Raw genomic sequence first — 20,902 nt, 5'->3', positions numbered from 1 at the left:
GGCGCAAGTCCTACGGGTGCCGATGGGCTGCCGCTATCATGCCGGCAGACCTTTGGAGTGACCGATGACGGCTGTGCCCGCCCCTGTTTCCTCGACCGCGGCCGGCGCGCTGTCGGCGTTCCTGCGTGGCGTCGAACGCCGCGCCCTGGTGGTGGCTGAACTGCAGTGCGGCGATGCCGCCCGTGCCGAGCAGACCCTGGTGGCAGTGATGCGCGCGTTTGCGGCGGTCGCCAGCGACCTGCCGATGGCGCAATGGCCGACCCGCTTCTGGACCCTGCTGGGCCAGCGCCAGGCGCTGCGCGAGCCGGCGGGCGGGCAGTGGGCGCCGTCGTTGGCCGCGTTGGGCGCGATGCCGCCACTTCCACGACTGGCGCTGCTGCTGCGGGTGGGCGGCAGCCTGGACGAGGGCATCGCCATGCGCGTGCTCGACCAGGACGAGGCCGGTTACCAGCACCTGCTGGCCGATGCCTGCCCGCGTGATGCCCAGGGCCGGCCCGATGCCGTGGCCTGGCGCCAGTTGGCCGAGCAGGTACAGGCGCGTGTCCGTGACCTGCCGGCCACGCGCCTGCAGCAACTGCAGCAGCCGGCCGCACCCACCACCCACAATGAAGCACCGGCCTCCAGCTGGCGCGCACCGCAGCGGGACGAGCGTGCGGCCGCCAACGGCAAGCGCCGCCGCGCGAATGCCAGGCCGCGCTGGCGCGGTCCGCTGATCCTGCTGGTGACGGTGGCGGTACTGCTGGCCGCCGCGCTGGGGTGGCGCCACCTGCAGGGACATTCGTTCGGCAGCGATGCACCCTTGCCGGAGGGCGTGGTGGGCGAAGCCGGTCCGGTGACCGTGGAAGCCCTGCCACCGAGCAAGGTGGACGCCATACCGGACGCGGGCCAGGCGCAAGCCAATGATGACGCAGCGATGCTGGCAGATCGCGACTACCCGCTGGTCGCCGATGCCGACCTGTACGCGTGGACTGCCGCGGGCGGCCCGCTGCCGGTGGATGAATCGCAAGCCAAGCCGAGCCGGCCGGAGCCGGCCAGTGCCACGCTGGAAACGGCTGCCGCCGATGAATAAGTCCGTGCTCGCCAGCCTGCTGCTGGCCCTGCCGCTGTCGCTGTCCGCCGCACCGCAGCCGTTGAGCGTGCCGTTGCCGCCACCGGTTCCGGGCAGTTCGCCGGCCACGCCGGCGTCGGCCGCTGCAACAGCACCTGCCGAATTCGCTCAGCTGGATACGCAGCAGCAGCGACAGCGCCGTGCCGACTACGCCGCCTGGCGCGCATTGCCGGAAGCAGAGCGCGAGCGAATCCGTCAGGCGGCTGCGCGCTTCAATTCGCTGCCGGCCGATCAACAGCAGCGCATGCGGCAGCAATTCCAGGCGCAGGATCAGGCGTTCCGCGCCGGATGGCGGCTGGGCCCGCAGCTGGGCCTTGAATTCCCCAAGCTGCACGGACTGTTCGGATTCGTGCCACCGGAGCAACGCGAGACCGCGCTGGCCGTGCTGCGCCAGCTCAACCCGGCGCAGCTGGCCCAGCTGGCCCTGGTCGCGCAGCGCACGCCGCCGCAGGAACGCGACACGGTACGCAGCGCCTTCCTCGCCGTGCCCGCCGCCGAGCGCGACAGCTGGCTAAAGCGCCAGGCCGGCCAGTAGAAAAGGGGACGGAGGGGATTAAGTCGTATCAGGCCAGTCAGTGCCGAATGCGACTTAATCCCCTCCGTCCCCTTTTTGCTTGGGGCGGCTGAAACCCAGCATTCACGCCATGTCATGGGAATGCAGGCGCCGCCCGCGTAAGATGGGCGCCCGCAACCCGGTGCCTGTGCCCTTCGCGCGCAACCGCAGTTCGCGTCAAGCACCTTATGTCTACTGCAACCTCCACGCCGCGCTTCAGCAAGGAAGTCGGCGCCACCGGTCTGCTCGCCCTGCCGCTCGTGCTGGGCCATGTGTCCACCGGTCTGATCTCCTTCGTCGACAACGTGATTGCCGGCCACCACGCTACGGCGACCCTTGCCGCAGTCACCATCGGTACGGCGTTGTTGTGGCTGCCGATGCTGATTCCGATCGGCACCCTGATCTCGCTCACCGCTTCGGTGTCGCAGCTGCACGGCGCCGGCCGCGAGCGCGAGATCGGCCCGCTGTTCCGCCAGGCACTGTGGCTGGCGCTGGGGCTGGGGCTGATCATGTTCACCTTCCTCACCGTGGTGCCGCCGCTGCTGCCGGCCTTCGGCATCGCGCCGGACATCGTGCCGGGGGCGACTGCGTTCCTGCATGCGGTGCGCTGGGGTGGCCCGGCGCTGACCCTGTACTTCTGCATGCGTTATCTCAGCGAGGGCATGCACTGGACGCTGCCGACCATGCTGCTCGGCTTCGGTGGCCTGCTGGTGCTGGCGCCGATGGGCTACGTGCTGGCCAATGGCAAGCTCGGCTTCCCGGAGTTGGGGGCCGAGGGCCTGGGCATCGCTTCGGCGGTGATGATGTGGCTGCAGGCGACCGCATTCGCCCTGTATCTGTGGCGGACCAAGCGCTTTGCCCATCTGCAGCTGTTCTCCCACTTCGAGGGACCGCGCTGGAAGGCGATCTGGGAGCTGCTGCGCACCGGCCTGCCGATCGGCATCACCGTGCTGATGGAAGGCGGCCTGTTCATCGTCACCGCCTTGCTGATCGGCCGCCTGGGTGCCAATGAAGCGGCGGCACACCAGATCGCGATCAACGTCGCGCAGCTGTGCTTCATGATCCCGATGGGCGTGGCCGAGGCCACCACCGTGCGCGTCGGCCATGCGGTCGGCCGTGGTGACGGCTTCGGCGTACGGCGTGCGGCGTGGGCCGGTTACGCGATCATCATGGGCACGCAGACGTTGTCAGCGGCGGTGCTGCTGTTCGGCCACGATGCCATCGTCGGTGTGTACACCAACGACCTGGCAGTGGCCGGCCTGGCCTCGACCCTGCTGCTGTACGCGGCCACCTTCCAGTTCCCGGACGGCATCCAGGTGCTGTCGGCGGGTGCGCTACGCGGCCTCAAGGACACCCGCGTGCCGATGTTCATCGCCATGTTCGCGTACTGGGGCCTGGGCATGCCGCTCGGCGCCGGGCTTGGCCTGGGGCTGGGCATGGGCCCGCAGGGCATGTGGATCGGCCTGATCGTCGGCCTGACCGCCGCTGCCATCCTGATGGGCTGGCGCCTGCGCCGCAGCAGCCAGCGCATCGGGCAGTCCGCGCTGTCCTGATCGTCCTGCCCGCCATGCCGACCCATGGCGGGCGATCCCCTGACTTGTGTCCGATGCCGCATCACGCGGCACCGGCTATGCTGGTACCACGGCAAGAAGCCATCCGGAGCGTTCCATGAATCAACCCGTGCCCCCGCTGCCCCCGGCGCGTCGCAACCCCGTCGCCAGTTTCTTCATCGGGCTGTGGGACGTCATGAACTTCACCCGCCGGTTGATCCTCAACCTGGTGTTCTTCGGCCTGCTGTTCCTGTTGCTGGTGATGTTCGTCATCGCCGCCGGCATGGGTGCCGGTGCCAGCAAGTCGCTGCAGGACCGCACGACGCTCGTGATCGCGCCGGAAGGCCGCCTGGTCGAGCAGTTCAGTGCCGATCCGGTCAGCCGCGCACTGGCCAAGGCCGTGGGTGACAACGGTGCCGAAGAGATCCAGCTGCGCGACCTGCTGCGGGTGATCGAGTCGGCCAAGGAAGACAAGAAGATCGAGCGCGTGGTGCTGGAGCTGGACAAGCTGCAGCCGTCGGGCTTCGCCTCGCTGCGTGAAGTCGCCGCCGCGCTGCAGGACCTGCGCGCTTCCGGCAAGCAGCTGGTGGCCTACAGCGAGAGCATGGGCCAGTCGCAGTACCTGCTGGCTGCACAGGCCGACGAGGTCTACCTGGACCCGATGGGTTCGGTCGTGCTCGAAGGCCTCGGCCGCTACCGCCAGTACTTCCGCACCGGCCTGCAGGACAAGCTGGGCGTGGACGTGCACCTGTTCAAGGTGGGCGAGTACAAGTCCGCGGCCGAACCGTACGTGCTTGACGCCGCGTCGCCGGCCTCCAAGGAAGCCGACCTGTTCTGGATGAACGATGTGTGGCAGCGCTACCTGGGCGACATCGCCAAGGCGCGCCGCCTGGATCCGGCACAGCTGGCTGCCGGCATCGACACGCTGCCGGAAGGCATTGCCGCCGCCGGTGGCGACCTGGCCAAGTTCGCGCTGCAGCAGAAGCTGGTGACCGCGCTGAAGACCCGCGAGGAATTCGAGGATCTGATGATCGAGCGCGGCGTGGCCGACGAAGACGCCGACGGTGGTTTCCGCAACGTCGACTTCGGCCGTTACCTGGCCCTGCTCGACGCCCGCCGCAACCCGGTGGACTCGCGTCCGCAGGTGGCCGTGGTGGTGGCTGCCGGCGAGATCAGCGGTGGCGACCTGCCGGCCGGCCGCATCGGCGGCGAGTCGACCTCAGCGCTGTTGCGCGCCGCGCGCGACGACGACAACGTGAAGGCCGTGGTGCTGCGCGTCGATTCGCCGGGCGGTGAGGTGTTCGCCTCCGAGCAGATCCGCCGTGAAGTGGTGGCGCTGCAGGCCGCTGGCAAGCCGGTGGTGGTGTCGATGGGCGACCTGGCTGCCTCCGGTGGCTACTGGATCAGCATGAATGCCGATCGCATCTACGCCGATCCGTCGACCATCACTGGTTCGATCGGCATCTTCGGCATGGTACCGAACTTCAGCCGCGCGCTGGACAAGATCGGCGTGCACACTGACGGTGTCGGCACCACCCGTTTTGCGGGTGCATTCGATGTCACCCGCCCGATGGATCCGGCCGTGGGACAGGTCATCCAGTCGGTGATCAACAAAGGCTACGCCGACTTCACAGGTCGCGTCGCCGACGCGCGCAAGAAGCCGGTCGAGGCCGTGGACGAGGTGGCCCGCGGCCGCGTGTGGAGCGGTGCACAGGCCAAGGAACGCGGCCTGGTCGATGCCTTCGGTGGCCTGAGGGATGCGGTGGCCGATGCGGCCAGCCGCGCCAAGCTGGGCAAGTCCGATGCCTATCGCGTGCGCTACATCGAGAAGGCAGCCACGCCGTTCGCGCAGTTCGTCAGCGGTTTCGCCGGCAGTCGTGCCGGTGCCTGGATGCTGTCCGATTCGGGCATGGCGCGGATGATGCTGGCACGCACGATGCCGGAAGTGGACACGCAGCTGCGCTTCGTCGAGAACGCGGCCCGCGAAAAGGGCAACGGCGCACCGGTGAAGGCGCTGGCGTACTGCTTCTGCGGGTTCTGACCGGCAACGCTATCGAATGAAAACGCCCGGCTCAGGCCGGGCGTTTTCGTTCATGGGGGCGGATCCCTTGGCTTCGCAAAGGGCTCTGACCCCACCGGTCATTGCGCCGCGTCGGCCTCGGCCTTGCGCTCACGCGCGGCAGCCTCATCGACGGTTTTCTGCACGTCCTTGGCGCGGTCCAGCGGCTCGTTGATCGCACGCGACATCGCTCGTGGCACCGGTGGCTTCTCCGGGTTCGGCGTGGGCGGACGCTGGCAGGCCGCCAGCAGCAGGCTGGCCAGCAGCGACGTGGACAGGATCAGGATGCGCATGGCGGCTCTCCGCGGTGGGCGTATGGGCAAGTGTCGCATCCCCGGCCGAGCGCCGCCGTGAGCGCGTATCCTTGCGGCATCGAAACACAGCGGGCGCGGCCCCGGAGGACACATGACCCAGCAACGGTGGCGCCTGGACGGCCAGACTGCCCTGATTACGGGCGCCAGCGCCGGCATCGGCCTGGCCATCGCGCACGAACTGGCCGGCCTCGGTGCCGACCTGATGATCGTGGGCCGTGACATCGATATGCTGGAGACGGCGCGCGACGAACTGCTGGACGTGTATCCGCAGCACCAGGTGCACGCGCTGGCTGCCGATGTCTCCGATGACGAGGACCGCCGGCAGATCCTGGACTGGGTGGAAGACCACAGCGATGGCCTGCACATCCTGGTCAACAACGCCGGTGGCAACGTCACCAAGGCGGCCACGGAGTATTCCGAGGACGAATGGCGCAAGATCTTCGAGACCAACCTGTTCTCGGCCTTCGAGCTGTCGCGCTACGCGCATCCGCTGTTGGCGCGGCATGCGTCGTCGTCCATCGTCAACGTCGGCAGCGTGTCCGGCCTGACCCACGTGCGCAGTGGCGTGGTCTATGGCATGACCAAGGCCGCGATGCACCAGATGACGCGCAACCTGGCCGTCGAGTGGGCGGAGGATGGCATCCGGGTCAACGCGGTGGCGCCCTGGTACATCCGCACGCGGCGCACGTCCGGTCCATTGTCGGACCCGGACTACTACGAGGAAGTGGTCAACCGCACGCCGATGCGCCGCATCGGTGAACCGGAGGAAGTGGCCGCAGCCGTGGGCTTCCTGTGCCTGCCGGCGGCCAGCTATGTCACCGGCGAATGCATCGCAGTGGATGGCGGTTTCCTGCGCTACGGGTTCTGATCATGCGGTGGTAGTGCCGGCCGCTGGCCGGCAACCACGGGATCTTCAGGTGATTGCAGTTGCCGGCCGGCGGCCGGCACTACCGCATGGCAGTCACCCCGGTACCGGGCAGTTGCTGGCCTCCAGCACGCCCTGCAACCGTTCGCGTTCCCCGCGGGCCTTGTCGCGGTTCTCCGGCGAGGCGAACCGCTCGCGGCCACGTGCGTCGCGGAAGCGTTGCTGCCAGCTGCTGCAGCGCTGCGCTTCCGGCAGTTCCTCGCAGCGGTCGCGCACCACTTCGCAGCCTGCAGCATTGACCGGTGTGGCGCCGCCCAGGCCCTGCACGGTCATCAGTTCGCAGCGGCCGGGGGCAGCTTCGTATTCGTGCAGGTAGCCACCGCCCTGGCTGTCGGTGCACTGGAAGATGGGCGGCAGCGGCGGCTTCGGCGGCGCATTGCTGTCCGGCGCGGCATCAGCCTGGCGTGGCAGCGATGCACTGTCGAGTATCAGATCGCCGCCTTCGCGTTCGACCATGCCGGCTTCCATGATCGTGCGTCCTTCGCCGGGGCGGCGGGGGCTGGGCGCGGAAGCCGGCGGCATACCCGCCGCCGCCGGTTCGGGTGGCGACGGCACAGGGGTCGGCGTGGGCGACGCACTGGCAGCGGCCGGAATCCGCACCACCTGCTGCTTGCTGCCGGCAGGGCAGGGCGTACGTTGCAGGGTGGGCACATCGCTGTTGCTGGAGGTGCAGCGGTAGATCACCCCGTCGTCGGCCACTGCGTTGCCGGCGAACAGGCCCAGGGCCAGCCAGATCAGGTTCTTCATGCGCACAGCGTACATGCCACGGCAGGTGCTGCGCTCAGCGGTCGCAGTCCCGCGACAGGCGTGCGTCGATGCCACGCTGTTCGTTGCTGATGGCAGTACGCTCGCTCTGCAGCGCACTGTTGTAGCGGCGGTCCAGTTCCCAGCGGCGGTCGCGCAGGCGCGCGCAGACTTCCTGCGGCGGCAGCGCATGGCAGCTGTCGCGGACCAGCACGCTGCCGGCCGGAACCTGCACACCGACACCCACCGCGGGCGGCCGGTAGCCGGTTCCTTCACCGATGGGGGGGCCGACCGGCGTGCCGAAGGCCGGGCGTGGGCCGGGATGGACCGGGCCGTGGTGCCCGTGCGGAAGCCAGACGCTGGTCCACAACGGTACCCAGCGCGGATTGCCCTCGTTGTTGTCGCTGGTATAGCGGCGACCGTCGTCGCTCACGCATTCGTACAACGGCTGTGGCGGCTGGATGTAGACGTGGCGGACTTCGCGATCGCGCATCACCGGAACCTCGTCGGGAGGCGCGGGCGTCGCATCGCTGCGCACCACCCGTGGCGTCGGGTCGCGCGGGCGCTGCAGGTCGCGCACTTCCTGCCGGCCGCTGCTGCAGGGCCTGTCCTGCAGGGCCACGGCGCCATTGCTGGCGACGCAGCGATAGACGCGCACGTCCTCTGCGGCCGGTGCGGTCCATGGCAGCAGCAGGCACAGGCCCAAGGCGGTGCGCAGCAGGTTCATGGCGGCAGGGTGCGTGATTGTGCGTGGCAGTGCAATCGTCCGCTCAGGAGCGCAGCACGTTGCCGCTGAGCGCGTCGCGGATCGGGGTCGGTTGGGCCAGGCCACCGGTCTCGCCATCGAGCAGGCCATCGAGCAGGCGCAGCAGGCGCGGATCCAGCTCGGCGCGACTGCGTGCCGGCGGTTCACCTGCCAGGTTGGCGCTGGTGGAGACCAGCGGCCCGCCCCAGGCGCGGCACAGGGCGGCGACCAGTGGGTGGGCGCTGATGCGTACGGCGATGCCGCTGTGTTCACCGGTGACCCACGGTTGGGCGCGCGGACCGGCCGGCAGGATCCAGGTGTTGGCGCCCGGCCAGCTGGCCAGAACCGCACGCTGGCGGGCGTCGGGCAGCGCCTGCAGGCGGACCCAGCCCTCCAGCTGCGACAGTTCGGCGGCGACCAGGATCATGCCCTTCTCGATCGGGCGCTGTTTCAGCCGCAGCACCGCGTGCACCGCGGCTTCATGTGACGGATCGCAGCCCAGGCCCCAGACCGCTTCGGTCGGATAGGCGATCACGCCACCGGCGCGGAGCGTGGCGACAGCAGAGTTCAGGGTGAGTTCTTTCATGACGGCGACCGGCCCGGCGTGGGCCTCCATTATCCCCCCGCTGCGTGCAGAAGGGGTGGAACGCGCCCGCTCGGTAGTGCCGGCCGCTGGCCGGCATCCGAGGCTTCCAGGTGTTGCCGGCCAGCGACCGGCACTACCCCTCATCCGCGCATGGCGTGGATCTACTTCTTTGCAGCGGTCTTCTTGACGGCCTTCTTCGCCGGTGCCTTCTTTGCGGCAGCTTTCTTCACAGCCTTCTTGGCCGGCGCTTTCTTGGCCGCGGCCTTCTTCGGCGCTGCTTCCTTCTTCACCGCAGCCTTCTTGGCCGGTGCCTTCTTCGCAGCGGCCTTCTTGGCGCCGAAGCCCTTGCGCACCGGCTTGCCGGTTTCTTCCATCAGCTGCTGCACTTCAGCCAGGGTCAGCGATGACGGCTCGCGATCCTTGGGGATCTTGCCGTTCATCCTGCCATCGCTGATGTACGGGCCGAAGCGGCCGTTCAGCACCTGGATGTCGCTGCCCTCGAACTCCTTGATGATCCGGTTGCGCGCGATCTCTTCCTTCTCTTCGATCAGGAATACGGCGCGGGCCAGGTCGATGGTGTACGGGTCGTCTTCCTTCTTCAGTGAGGCGTAGGTGCTGCCGCGCTTGGCGAACGGGCCGAAGCGGCCGATGCCGACGCTGACCGGCTCACCATTGTCCTCGCCCAGCGCGCGCGGCATCAGGAACAGTTCCAGCGCGTCTTCCAACGAGATGGTGTGCATCGACTGGCCGGGGCGCAACGAGGCGAACTTCGGCTTTTCCTCGGCGTCCTCGGCGGTGCTGCCGATGGCGGCATACGGCCCGAAACGACCCAGCCGCACGCTGACCGGCTTGCCGGTCTTGGGGTCGGTGCCGAGCTCGCGCGCGCCACTGGCCTCGGCGCGGTCGACCGATTCCTTCTTGTCTTCGACCAGTTCCTTGAACGGCTCCCAGAAACGGGCCATCAGCGGGATCCATTCTTCCTCACCGCGCGAGACGGCATCGAGCTCGTCCTCAAGCCTGGCGGTGAAGTCGTAATCCACGTACTGGGTGAAGTGGCTGGACAGGAACTTGGACACCGCGCGGCCCACGTCGGACGGGCGGAAGCTACGGCCTTCCATTTCCACATACTTGCGGAACAGCAGGGTCTGGATGATCGAAGCGTAGGTCGAGGGACGGCCGATGCCGTACTCTTCCAGCGCCTTCACCAGCGCCGCTTCGGTGTAGCGCGGCGGTGGCTGGGTGAAATGCTGTTCGGCCAGGATGCGTTCCAGCGGGATGCGGTCGCCCGGCTTCATCGCGGGCAGCTTGCGGCCCTCATCTTCGTCCTCGGCGCTCTTGTTGTCCTTGCCTTCCTCGTACACGGCCAGGAAGCCGGGCACGACCACGGTGGTGCCGCTGGCGCGGAACACGTGTTCGCTGCCGGCCGACAGGTCGACGCTGACGGTGTTGAGCGTGGCCGGGATCATCTGGCAGGCCACCGCACGCTTCCAGATCAGCTCGTACAGGCGCCGCTCGTCGTCGGTAAGGAACCGGGCGACCTGCGACGGGGTGCGCAGGGCCGAGGTCGGGCGTACGGCTTCGTGCGCTTCCTGGGCGTTCTTCGACTTGGTCTGGTAGGTGTTGGGCTGGTCCGGCAGCGAGGCGATGCCGTAGTCGCGGGCGATCACGTCGCGGATTTCCGCCAGCGCGTCCTGCGACAGGTTCACCGAGTCCGTACGCATGTACGAAATCAGGCCGACGGTGCCTTCGTCGCCGATGGCCACGCCTTCATACAGCTTCTGCGCCACCTGCATGGTCTTGCGGGTGGTGAAGCCGAGCTTGCGCGAGGCTTCCTGCTGCAGGGTGGAGGTGGTGAACGGCGGCGCCGGGCGGCGCTTGCGCTCCTTGCTGGCCACGTCGGTGACGTGCAGCGAACCCTGCGCGGCCTGCTGGATGCGCATGCGCGCCGCTTCAGCGGTGTCGCCATCGGTGACGGTGAACTGCTCGAACTTCTGCCCGTCCAGCTTGACCAGCTTGGCATTGAAGTGCTGGGACGGGTGCGCGCACTCGGCAGCGATCGACCAGTACTCGCGGGCGATGAAGGCTTCGATCTCTTCCTCGCGCTCGACGATCATGCGCAGCGCCGGGCTCTGCACGCGGCCGGCAGACAGGCCGCGCTGCACCTTGCGCCACAGCACCGGCGACAGGTTGAAGCCGACCAGGTAGTCAAGTGCGCGGCGGGCCTGCTGGGCGTCGACGAGGTCGCTGGCGATCGCACGCGGCTGGCTGATCGCTTCCTTGATGGCGCGCGGGGTGATCTCGGTGAACACCACGCGCTGCATCGGCTTGTCCTTGACCAGCCCGCGTTCCTTCAGGATCTCGGCGATATGCCAGCTGATCGCTTCACCCTCGCGATCCGGGTCGGTTGCCAGCAGGATGTCGTCGGCGCCCTTGGCGGCCTTGGCGATCGCATCGACATGCTTTTCGTTCTTGTCGATCACGTCGTAGTGCATGGCGAACCCGTTGTCCGGGTCGACCGCGCCTTCCTTCGGAATCAGGTCACGCACATGCCCATACGAGGCCAGGACGGTGTAGTCCTTGCCGAGGTATTTGTTGATCGTCTTGGCCTTGGCCGGCGATTCGACGATGAGCAGGTGCTTGGGCATGGCAGCAGTGTCTGTGGGGCGAGCCGCAGGGAAGGGGCCGCTAGGGTGGAGCAAACGGCCGCATTAGTGAAGCGGCCACGGACAAATCAATACGCTGAACGCCCGGTAGTGTGCCGGGCGTTCAGGTTTCACCTTATTAGAGGAATCACGCCCGGCCAGCCCCTGTCAAGCAGCCAGACGTGAGGATGGCCGTTCATGAGGCCATCTTGGCGATGAAGCCGACCGCAGCCACCAGCAGCACCAGGCCCGCCACCGTCAGCAGGCCGGTCAGTACCAGGATCACGATGGTGACCGTACCCAGCTCATGGCGCTGCAGCTGCGGCTGGTCGGTGTAGGCCCAGCGGTCGACCACCAGGGTGTCGCAGATCATGTCGTGCAGGCCCTGCTTGCGCTCGGTGAAGGCGGCCATCAGGAAGCCGATCCCCAGGGTGAAGCTGCTCAGCAGCATGGCCCAGTAGCGACCGAAGGCGCGGCCACGGGTCAGGCGGTCACCATTGCTGCGCACGACCTTGATGCCGACCGCCATCTTGCCCAGCGTGGCGCCGCCCTGGGAGGAATGGAACCAGGTGTAGTAGGCCACGCCGATGACCATGTTGATCAGCGCGCTGGCCAGCTGCGCGACGATTTCGATGGAGGTCTCGCCACTGCCCACCGCGCCCATGCTGGCGCCAAGCACCACGCCGATGATGGCGCCGATGATGCCGCCCGGCACGGCCAGCACGAAGTAGTCGATCATGTAGGCCGCGACGCGCTTCCAGAAGCCGGCGTAGACCACCTCGCCGCCGATCACCGGCCGCGCGCCACCGGCAGCGGCGGCGGCCGGTGCGTTGTAGGGTGAGCTGCTGAGCGCGCCCGTGCCAGGCAGCGGCGCAGTGCCGTTGTCGATGGCGGCGTAGTCGCTGCGCAGGTCGAAGCCGCCACTGGCAGTGGCGGTGCTGGCGTCGGCCAGCGTCTGCAGGCCCAGTTCATCGACCACCTGGCGCAGTGCAGCCCACTGGGCCATGCCTTCGCGCCAGACCAGGGTGTCCAGGTTCAGTTCGCCGCGCTGGAAGCGCTGGCGGATCTCCTGGACCGACAGCGGGCCCTGGCGTTGCTGTCCTACGGCGTAGTACCACTCAGTCATTGCATGTTCCCTGTTGGATCGTCCTTGGAGGTGCTGCCGTGCGCGTGGCTCAGCCGCGGCACGACGGCGGCAGGTACTTGTCGTCGCTTTCACCGCTGCATTCCCAGCGGCCGCTGTCGCGATCATATTCCAGCCACAGCAGGTCGCCATCGAGGCTCTTGCCGGGCACGGCCAGCGTTGCTTCGATGCCACAGTGGCCGTTGTTGAAGCGGCCGATGTTCACCGCCGACAGGCCGGCCTGGCTGAAGTCCCCCGGGGCCGGGAAACCGGCATCGTTGGCGCCGGGGCAGCGGCCTTCATCGTCGGCGAAGTGCTGCACCTGCTGTTTCAGCGGCTGCAGGGCATTGACCGCGGTCGCGATCCTGGCACGCACGGTGTAGTCCTTGTATGCGGGCAGGGCGATCGCCGCGAGGATGGCCATGATCGGTACCAGTACCAGCAGCAGGCCGCCGCCGATGATCGCGGTCAGGGCGCAACCGGAGAGCTTCTTCTTCGGCGGCGGCAGGACCCCAGCCGCCGCCTGGGTGGCATAGGGCGTGGACGGCGGCAGTACAGGCGGCTGCGGCGGAGGCGGGGCCACCGGTTCCGGTTCCGGCTCGGGTTGCTGGGCCGGCGCAGCAACGTCCAGCGCCGGCACGATCAGGCCCAGCTCGTCGACAACGGTGCGCAAGGGCTGCCATTGCGGCAGGCCGTCGCGCCAGACCAGGGTGTCCAGGGAGATCTGGTTGTTTCGGAACAACTCGACCAACTGTTCCGCCGGCAGCGGGCCTTGCTGCCGGTTGCCTTCTGCATGGAACCACTCGCTCACGGGGACGCTCCTGAATGCGCTATGCCCCCAAGTGTACGGTCAGTGAAGGGGTTCTGGCTCGTCCATGAACATCTGCGTCTCCATCCAGGCATAGGCCGCTTCGGAGCCGGGCTGGTTGAACAGCACCATCAGCACGACCCATTTCAGGTCGTCCAGGTCCAGTTCGTCCTGGTCCAGGGCCATCGCCCGGTCCAGCACCAGCTCGCGCTGGTCGGCGTCGAGGATGCCGTGCTGTTCCAGGTACAGCAGGAAGCCGCGGCATTCCACATCCAGCTTGTCCAGCTCGGGACCATGGTAGATGCGCACGGGGCCATCGACCCGCGCCTGGGCCACGCTCGGCCGCTGCGCGGCCAGGGCATCGAGCCAGTCGAACGCCTTGTTGATCTCGGTGGGGCTGAAACCGGCCTGGATCAGGCCGTTCTGCAGCGAATCGCGGTCACGGATCAGGTCCGCATCTTCGCTGAAATAGTGTTCAAACAGGTACAGCAGTACATCCAGGATGCTCTCTTTCATTGCCCCTCGGCCTGCGTCGCGCGACGCTGTGGAGGTGAAGAAACTAGGGAGTTCGACAGTAGCGGCCGTGTACGCACACCACGATTCCCGCCAGTTCCATGGCCAGCAGCATGGAGGACACCTGGGGCGCCGTCAATCCACAGCGCGTGATCAGTGAATCCATACCGCTTGGGTTGTGGTCCAGGGCTCGCCACAAGCACTGGTAGTCAGGGTCGTCGGCCCAGCGCGCCGGCAGGAGGGCCGGCAGTGCCTGTTCAGTGGGGGTGGCCAGTCGCGATTGCAAGCCCGGCAGCTGCTGGCGAAGGGCGGGGGCGAGCAGTTCCAGAACCTCCTCGGGACGCTCGACCAGCGCCGCGCCCTCGCGGATCAGGCGGTGGCAGCCCGCCGCGCGCGGGTTGAGCACCGACCCGGGCAGGGCACAGACCTCGCGGCCTGCCTCGGCGGCCAGGCGCGCGGTGATCAGCGCGCCCGAACGCTGCGCGGCCTCGACCACCACGGTGGCCAGCGCCAGCCCGGCCACCAGCCGGTTGCGCGCGGGGAAGTGACCTGGGCGGGCCGCCGTACCCGGCAGGTACTCGCTGAGCACCACGCCCTCGGCGGCGATGCGCGCCTGCAGCTGGGCGTGGCTGTCCGGATAGGCGCGGTCAGGGCCCGTGCCGATCACCGCCACGGTGCAGCCACCGGCCTCGAGCGTGGCCTGGTGCGCAGCCGCATCGATGCCTGCGGCCAGGCCGCTGGTCACCGCCAGGCCCGCTTCGACGAAACAGCCGGCAAAACGCGCGGCCAGTGCGCGCCCGCCCGGGGTGGGGGAACGGCTGCCGACCAGCGCCACCGACGGGCGCCAGGCCAGGCTGGGGTCGCCGGCGACGAACAGCGCCAGCGGCGGGTTGGGCACCTCCAGCAACGAGGGTGGAAAGGCCGGATCGGTGCAGGGCAGCAGGTGATGGTTGTCCTGTTCCAGCCAGCGCAGGGCGGCTGCACGCGCCCGGGCGTCGGGACGTTCCAGCGCGGCGCATTGCTCCGGCGTGCAGCCGTGCGCGCGCCAGTTCGCCGGGCCTTGCGCGATGGCGGCTTGCGCACCGCCCGCGGCCTGCAGCAGGGCCCGTCGTGGCGCCAGTGCGCCTCCCGCCATCAACAGGCGCAGCAGCGCCTCATATGCATGCGTGGTCATCCCCCACTATCGGCCGCACACAACAAAGGCGCCCTAGGGCGCCTTCGCACGTGATCGTCAGGTTTTCCCGCAGACGCCTGCCGGGCAGCGGCCGGCACGCCCGGCAACGGTTACTTCGCGTCCGGGTGCAGCGCGTTGTAACCGACCTGCACCGGCTTCACGCCCTGCATCACCAGCGCGTAGCTGACGTTGTCGAAGGTACGGAACACCATCGCGTGTGCGGCATACTCATCCGGCAGCGAGACCCGGCCCGCGCCGGTGCTGAGCGAGTCGTCCATGCGCGAGGAGTTCGGGTACTTCATGCGGTGCGCCACATGGCGGCCCGGGCGCCACAGCGAGAACACGGTGCCGTTGTCCACGCCCTGGGCACGGCCGGCCGAGATCGCGATCACGTCGCGCGGGCCACCGGCATTGAACATGTCGGTGACGGCCAGCACGCGCACGTCCACACCCTCGACACCGGCAGCGGGTACATGAGGGATGAACTGCAGGTCGTACGGCTTGGCTTCGACCGGCACCAGGCGGTCACCGGCGCGCACTTCGCGGCCGCCGTCGTTCTTGTCCAGCACCAGCGTGGAGGCCTCGACCTTGCCGCCGGCAATCTGGGTGATGGTGCCGGTAGCGACCTGGGCCAGCTCGTAGCCGAGCACGCCACGGCGGGCGTTGGGCGCGTTGTAGGCCTTCCACAGGTTGCCGCTGCCCGGGGTCACGTCGCCATTGGCGGTCAGGTCTTCGGTCGGCTTGGGCTGGGCGTACCGTACGGTCGGGCGTACCACGGCCCAGCGCTGGCCCACCTGGGCATCGGCCAGGCGCACGTAGACGGTGTCACCGCCGGACACGCGCAGGCGGCTGTCCTCCAGGCCGACCACGTAGGGCAGCTGCTTGATGCTGTCGACAACGCTCAGCTGCTTCAGGAACGGCTCGACCTGGGCCAGCGGAATGGCGTCGATCGGGGCCTCCTGGCGCGGGCCGGCCTGGGACACGGTCACCCGGTCCAGGTAGGCAAGGCTCAGCACGTCACCTGGATAGATCAGGTGCGGGTTGGCGATCTGCGGATTGGCTTGCCAGATCTCCGGCCACAGCCAAGGCTTCTGCAGGAAACGTGCGGCGATATCCCACAACGTATCCCCTTTTCGGACCACATAGGTGTCCGGGTGCCCGCCATTCACTTCCACGGCGGTAGCATAGGCAGCCACGGTCAGCATCGCCGCGGCGACGACCGTACGAAAACGAAGCAACATAGGTGTGAAGCCCTGATTCCCCAACAGGTCCACGCACTATAGTCCAGAAACCGGGGCGCAAGGCAAGCGTTGGAGCTAGAATCTGCGACGTATGCCGGCGTGCCGGCCCCCTATCCGGAAACAGCCATGGCCCTTCTCCCCATTCTCGAGTTCCCCGATCCGCGCCTGCGTACCAAGGCTGCGTTGATCGACGCCGCCGAAGTCACCACGCCGGCCTTCCAGGAACTGATCGACAACATGTTCCAGACCATGTACGACGCCCCGGGCATCGGCCTGGCGGCCACCCAGGTGGACGTGCACAAGCGCTTCATGGTCATCGATGTCAGTGAAGAAAAGAATGAACCGCATGTGTTCATCAACCCGGAAATCGTCGCCAGGGACGGGGGCCGGGTGTACCAGGAGGGCTGCCTGTCGGTCCCGGGCATCTTCGCCGACGTCACCCGCGCCGACACCATCACCGTGAAGTACCTGGACCGCAACGGCCAGGAACAGCAGCTGGAGGCGGGTGAAGTACTGGCCACCTGCATCCAGCACGAGATGGACCACCTGGACGGCAAGCTGTTCATCGACTACCTGTCGCCGCTCAAGCGCGAGATGGTCCGCAAGAAGCTGGCCAAGCAGCGCAAGCACGTGGCGTGATCGCCCATCCGGGCCGCCCTTCGGGTGGCCCGTGCCTGCGCGACGCGCGCGGGCTGCACGGCGCCGGCCGACGGCGCCGTTTTGTTTCCTGCACGAATCCATCCTGCAAGTGGGGTAGCCATGAGGATTGTCTTTGCCGGTACGCCGGAATTCGCGGTGTCGTCGCTGCGCGCCGCGGCGCGCCACCACGAGGTCGTGGCCGTCTATACCCAGCCTGACCGGCCGGCCGGCCGTGGCCGTGGCCTGGCACCGTCGCCGGTCAAGCTCGAGGCCGTGGCCCGTGGCATTCCGGTCTACCAGCCTGAATCACTGAAGGACGAGGCTGCACAGCAGCAGCTGCGCGACCTGCAGCCGGACCTGATGGTGGTGGTGGCCTACGGCCTGATCCTGCCCAAGGCGGTACTGGCGATCCCGACCCACGGCTGCTGGAACGTGCATGCCTCGCTGCTGCCACGCTGGCGCGGGGCGGCGCCGATCCAGCGCGCGATCCAGGCCGGTGACGCAAAGACCGGTGTGTGCCTGATGCAGATGGAAGCGGGCCTGGATACCGGCCCGGTGCTGCTGCACCAGGAACTGCCGATCGCTGCCACCGATACCGGTGGCCAGCTGCATGACAAGCTGGCCGAGCTGGGTGCACAGGTCCTGTCCGACGGCCTGGGCCTGCTGCGGGCCGGCATCAAGCCGATCGCGCGGCCGCAGCCGGAGCAGGGCGTGACCTATGCGCACAAGCTGGACAAGGCCGAAGCCCGTCTGGACTGGGCGCAGGGCGCCGATGTGCTGGCGCGTACCGTGCGTGCCTTCAATCCGTGGCCGATCGCCGAAGCGACGCTGGCTGGCGAACGCGTGCGCATCCATGGCGCGGTGGCGCTGGAGGAGGCCCACGGCCAAGCGCCGGGCACGGTGCTGGCGGCCAGCCGCGATGGCATCGACATCGCCTGCGGCCAGGGCGCACTGCGCTTGCGTACGCTGCAGCGCGAAGGCGGCAAGGCGATCACCGCCGCCGACTACCTCAACGCCCGCCGTGATCTGCGCGTGGGAGCATAAGCGGTGTCGAAGCAGAACGATTTCTCCGTGGCCAAGGCGGCGCCGGGCGCGGCCACCCGCATGCTGGCCGCACGTGTGCTGGCACAGGTGTTCACCCGTGGCCGTTCATTGAAGGCCGAACTGGCCTGGGCGCTGCCGAAGCTGGCCGACAGCCGCGATCGTGCCTTGCTGGAAGCGCTGTGCTTTGCGGTGCTGCGTCGCCGCAGTACCTATGACGCTGCCTTGCAGTCGTGGATGCAGAAGCCGCTGTCGGCGCGCGACGCCGATCTGCGCACCCTGTTGATGGTGGGCTTCGCCCAGCTGGACGTTCTGGAACTGCCGGCGCATGCGGCGCTGTCGGCCACGGTCGATGCCGCGCGTGCGCTGGGCCGTGAGCGCCAGGCCGGCCTGGTCAATGCGATCCTGCGCCGCGCGCAGCGCGAAGGTTTCCCGGAGCAGCCGGCGCGCGATGCCTTCCCGGAATGGCTGGCCGATGCGGTGGAACGCGATTGGCCGGCACAGGCCGACGCGATCTTCAGCGCCAGCCTGCAACCGGCACCGTTGTGGCTGCGTGCCAACCGCCAGCACGGCGGCCGTGACAAGGCACTGGCGGCACTGGCCGAGGCGGGCATTGCCGCCGAACCCAGCGCGCTCTGCGCCGATGCACTGCGCCTGGCGGCCCCCGTTGCGGTGAACCAGCTGCCGGGTTTTGCCGACGGTGCACTGTCGGTACAGGACCTGTCGGCGCAATGCGCAGCCGACGCGCTGGCGCCCGCGACCGGCGCCCGCGTGCTGGACGCCTGTGCGGCACCCGGTGGCAAGTCGGCGCACCTGCTGGAACGTGACCCCAGTCTGCGCCTGCTGGCGCTCGATATCGATGCGCGTCGACTCGCGCGCGCCCGCGATACCTATACCCGCACCGGTGTGGGTGAGGGCGCGCAGACCCGGGTGGCCGATGCCAGCGATCCCGGGGCCTGGTGGGATGGCACGCCGTTCGACGCCATCCTGCTGGATGCCCCGTGCTCGGCCACCGGCGTGATCCGCCGCCAGCCGGACGTGATGTTCCACCGCCGCGCCGAGGACATCGATGCGCTGGTCGGCGTGCAGGCCCGCCTGCTGGAGGCCTGCTGGTCGATGCTGCGCCCGGGAGGCGTGCTGCTGTACGCCACCTGTTCGATCCTGCGCGCCGAGAACGTCGATCAGGTGCGAGCCTTCCTGAAGTGGCATCCGGACGCAGCGGCACAGCCTCTGGATGACACATTCGGCCTCGATTGCGAGGGGATTGCGCGCCAGCGCCTGCCGGGTGACAACGATGCTGACGGTTTCTTTTACGCGCGTCTGCTAAAAACAGCCTGACCCCGCTGACGTTCCGAGTCCCATGCTGAAATCCCGCGCGTCGCGCGAGACGTGGTTGTTCGTGGTGATGGCCCTGCTGGTGCTGGGGGCCGGGCTGGGCCTTCGTGATCCGTGGCCGTCGGACGAACCGCGCTTCGCGCTGGTGGCCAAGCAGATGTTCGACAGCGGGCAGTGGCTGTTCCCGCATCGCGGCACCGAGCTGTACTCGGACAAGCCGCCGATGCTGATGTGGTGGCAGGCCACGCTGTACAGCCTGGTCGGGCAGTGGCGCGTGGCCTTCCTGCTGCCGTCGCTGCTGGCGGCCCTGGGCACGCTGTGGTGCGTGGTCGACCTGGGGCGACGCCTGTGGACGCGGCGGGTAGGGCTGTACGCCGGCTGGGCGCTGCTGTTCGCGCTGCAGTTCACCTTCCAGGCGAAGAAGGCGCAGATCGACCCACTGCTGCTGCTGTTCATCACCCTGGCCAACTACGGCCTGCTGCGCCACCTTTTGCTGGGACCAAGCTGGCGCTGGTGGTGGCTGGGCTGGTTCTTTGCTGGCATCGGCGTGATCACCAAGGGCGTGGGGATGCTGGCGCTGCTGATGCTCGTGCCTGCGGCCATCGCCGCGGCGTTGCAGTGGCCACGGGTGGGACTGCATGCGCGCGACGCGCGTTTCTGGCTGGCGCCGCTGGCCTTCCTGCTGGCGGTGTCGTTGTGGCTGGCGCCGATGCTGCTGGCCGGCTTTGCCACCGGCTCGGACGAGTACCTGGCCTACATGGACGACATCCTGTTCCAGCAGACGGCGCGGCGCTACGCCCATTCCTGGGACCATCACCAGCCCGCCTGGTACTTCCTGGCGACGATGCCGCTGATGTGGATCCCGGCGTTCCTGGCCCTGCCCTGGGCGATTCCGGCGTGGCGCCGCCGGTTGCGCCGCCGCGACCCGCGCTACCTGCTGCCGCTGGCCTGGTGGCTGATGGTGGTGCTGTTCTTCTCGATTCCCGCCGGCAAGCGCGATGTGTACATCCTGCCGGCACTGCCGATGTTCTGCCTGGTGCTGGCGCCGCTGTTGCCTGGATTGCTGAGGCGGCGCGATGTGCAGGCCGTGGTGGGGGTGTTCACCGGCCTGCTGTCACTGGGCCTGGCCCTGGCCGGTGCGATGGCGGTGCTGGGCGAGCCGGCCTTCGAGCTGCGCCTGACCCACAGCCGCGGGCTGGCGCCCGGCGCCGTCGACGCACTGGCCTGGACGATCCTGGCGATGGGCGTGTGGGGCGGAGTGAGCCTGCTGGCCTGCGGCCGTCGCCGGCATCTGGCGCTGGTATCGACCCTGGCGATGGTCTGGGTGCTGTACAGCCTGGTCGGCTATCCGCTGCTGAACGATTCCAGTTCCGCCCGCGGCCTGATGCGCACGGTTGGTGACCGTCTGGGACCGGATGCCGAATTGGGGCTGGTGGCCTGGAAGGAGCAGCATCTGCTGTTGGCCGACCGCCCCGCAGCGACCTTCGGTTTCGAGACGGACTGGGACGAGCAGCTGATTGCGGCCACGCGCTGGCAGCGGCTGGCGCCCGGACGCCGCTGGTTGCTGGTGCACGAATACGCGATGCTGTCGTGCGTCGACCGCAACCGTTCTGAACTGGCCGGCGTGGCCAACCGGCGGCGCTGGTGGCTGGTGCCGGCAGCAGCGGTGAAGGTGCCCTGCGTGGTCACTGCAGAGGAGCGCGAACGTGAACGGCGTTTGCAGGAACATGACTAGCCACCACGATTCCGGCTTGTCCAGTCTGCCCAAGCGGGCCCAAAGGCAGTAAAACAGCAGGCTGGGA

19 protein-coding genes are annotated in these 20,902 nt (G+C 68.4%); 9 read left to right on the top strand and 10 right to left on the bottom strand.

Annotated elements, in window-relative coordinates; translation table 11 throughout:
- Positions 1-64 precede the first annotated feature (64 nt).
- The 4 genes from ACEPA4_RS17835 to sppA all read left to right on the top strand — a co-directional run bounded on the left by ACEPA4_RS17835 (position 65) and on the right by sppA (position 5,252).
- On the top strand, positions 65-1,069 hold the full coding sequence (locus ACEPA4_RS17835; RefSeq protein ID WP_139727789.1) for a hypothetical protein: 1,005 nt from the start codon (positions 65-67) through the stop codon (positions 1,067-1,069).
- On the top strand, positions 1,062-1,643 hold the full coding sequence (locus tag ACEPA4_RS17830; RefSeq protein ID WP_032954564.1) for a DUF3106 domain-containing protein: 582 nt from the start codon (positions 1,062-1,064) through the stop codon (positions 1,641-1,643). The genes ACEPA4_RS17835 and ACEPA4_RS17830 overlap by 8 nt, the downstream gene beginning before the upstream one ends.
- Positions 1,644-1,849: 206 nt before the next feature.
- Complete coding sequence (locus tag ACEPA4_RS17825) at positions 1,850-3,214, top strand: MATE family efflux transporter (RefSeq protein WP_005419642.1); 1,365 nt, start codon at positions 1,850-1,852, stop codon at positions 3,212-3,214.
- A 115-nt stretch (positions 3,215-3,329) separates the two neighbouring features.
- A complete protein-coding gene (gene sppA / locus ACEPA4_RS17820; RefSeq protein ID WP_171956146.1) occupies positions 3,330-5,252 on the top strand; it encodes a signal peptide peptidase SppA in 1,923 nt (640 codons plus the stop codon).
- Between the two features lie 98 nt (positions 5,253-5,350).
- On the opposite strand, the gene ACEPA4_RS17815 is transcribed toward sppA, so the two are convergent.
- Complete coding sequence (locus ACEPA4_RS17815; RefSeq protein WP_065178801.1) at positions 5,351-5,563, bottom strand: hypothetical protein; 213 nt, start codon at positions 5,561-5,563, stop codon at positions 5,351-5,353.
- 112 nt (positions 5,564-5,675) lie between these two features.
- Here ACEPA4_RS17815 and ACEPA4_RS17810 point away from each other — a divergent pair, with 112 nt between their 5' ends.
- Positions 5,676-6,452: an SDR family oxidoreductase gene (locus ACEPA4_RS17810; protein ID WP_005419635.1), complete on the top strand. Its 777-nt coding sequence runs from the start codon at positions 5,676-5,678 to the stop codon at positions 6,450-6,452.
- Between the two features lie 93 nt (positions 6,453-6,545).
- On the opposite strand, the gene ACEPA4_RS17805 is transcribed toward ACEPA4_RS17810, so the two are convergent.
- The 9 genes from ACEPA4_RS17805 to ACEPA4_RS17765 form a co-directional block, all read right to left on the bottom strand.
- Complete coding sequence (locus ACEPA4_RS17805) at positions 6,546-7,256, bottom strand: hypothetical protein (RefSeq protein WP_065196880.1); 711 nt, start codon at positions 7,254-7,256, stop codon at positions 6,546-6,548.
- A gap of 34 nt (positions 7,257-7,290) precedes the next feature.
- Entirely contained in the window at positions 7,291-7,980 is a 690-nt protein-coding gene (locus ACEPA4_RS17800; protein WP_065186322.1) for a hypothetical protein, read from the bottom strand.
- Between the two features lie 43 nt (positions 7,981-8,023).
- A complete protein-coding gene (locus ACEPA4_RS17795; protein WP_081275815.1) occupies positions 8,024-8,614 on the bottom strand; it encodes a Sua5/YciO/YrdC/YwlC family protein in 591 nt (196 codons plus the stop codon).
- Positions 8,615-8,745: 131 nt separating this feature from the next.
- The gene (locus ACEPA4_RS17790; protein ID WP_005419627.1) at positions 8,746-11,229 is read right to left on the bottom strand and encodes a DNA topoisomerase I; all 2,484 of its coding nucleotides are present in this window, start codon (positions 11,227-11,229) and stop codon (positions 8,746-8,748) included.
- 193 nt (positions 11,230-11,422) lie between these two features.
- The gene (locus ACEPA4_RS17785) at positions 11,423-12,352 is read right to left on the bottom strand and encodes an RDD family protein (RefSeq protein ID WP_065178799.1); all 930 of its coding nucleotides are present in this window, start codon (positions 12,350-12,352) and stop codon (positions 11,423-11,425) included.
- 49 nt (positions 12,353-12,401) lie between these two features.
- Complete coding sequence (locus ACEPA4_RS17780) at positions 12,402-13,160, bottom strand: pilin (RefSeq protein WP_005419623.1); 759 nt, start codon at positions 13,158-13,160, stop codon at positions 12,402-12,404.
- A 39-nt stretch (positions 13,161-13,199) separates the two neighbouring features.
- Complete coding sequence (locus tag ACEPA4_RS17775; RefSeq protein ID WP_005419622.1) at positions 13,200-13,673, bottom strand: DUF494 family protein; 474 nt, start codon at positions 13,671-13,673, stop codon at positions 13,200-13,202.
- A 43-nt stretch (positions 13,674-13,716) separates the two neighbouring features.
- Positions 13,717-14,844 (bottom strand): DNA-processing protein DprA, encoded by a 1,128-nt coding sequence (gene dprA, locus ACEPA4_RS17770; protein ID WP_262089924.1) that lies wholly within the window; start codon positions 14,842-14,844, stop codon positions 13,717-13,719.
- 110 nt (positions 14,845-14,954) lie between these two features.
- Positions 14,955-16,085: a LysM peptidoglycan-binding domain-containing protein gene (locus ACEPA4_RS17765; protein WP_005419620.1), complete on the bottom strand. Its 1,131-nt coding sequence runs from the start codon at positions 16,083-16,085 to the stop codon at positions 14,955-14,957.
- A 126-nt stretch (positions 16,086-16,211) separates the two neighbouring features.
- Here ACEPA4_RS17765 and def point away from each other — a divergent pair, with 126 nt between their 5' ends.
- The 4 genes from def (at position 16,212) to ACEPA4_RS17745 (ending at position 20,835) form a co-directional block, all read left to right on the top strand.
- Positions 16,212-16,724 carry a peptide deformylase gene (def, locus tag ACEPA4_RS17760; protein ID WP_005419619.1) on the top strand — a complete coding sequence of 171 codons (513 nt, stop codon included), beginning with the start codon at positions 16,212-16,214 and terminating at the stop codon, positions 16,722-16,724.
- A gap of 120 nt (positions 16,725-16,844) precedes the next feature.
- Complete coding sequence (gene fmt, locus ACEPA4_RS17755; protein ID WP_053496981.1) at positions 16,845-17,768, top strand: methionyl-tRNA formyltransferase; 924 nt, start codon at positions 16,845-16,847, stop codon at positions 17,766-17,768.
- Positions 17,769-17,771: 3 nt separating this feature from the next.
- Entirely contained in the window at positions 17,772-19,103 is a 1,332-nt protein-coding gene (gene rsmB, locus ACEPA4_RS17750) for a 16S rRNA (cytosine(967)-C(5))-methyltransferase RsmB (RefSeq protein ID WP_065196856.1), read from the top strand.
- A gap of 22 nt (positions 19,104-19,125) precedes the next feature.
- Positions 19,126-20,835 carry a glycosyltransferase family 39 protein gene (locus ACEPA4_RS17745; protein WP_065178796.1) on the top strand — a complete coding sequence of 570 codons (1,710 nt, stop codon included), beginning with the start codon at positions 19,126-19,128 and terminating at the stop codon, positions 20,833-20,835.
- The last annotated feature ends 67 nt before the right edge of the window (positions 20,836-20,902 follow it).

It is taken from the genome of Stenotrophomonas sp. P2112 (assembly GCF_041897515.1).
Lineage (GTDB): Bacteria > Pseudomonadota > Gammaproteobacteria > Xanthomonadales > Xanthomonadaceae > Stenotrophomonas > Stenotrophomonas sepilia.
Note: the sequence above shows the minus strand (reverse complement) of the source record. Positions and strands in the feature narration are given on the sequence as shown.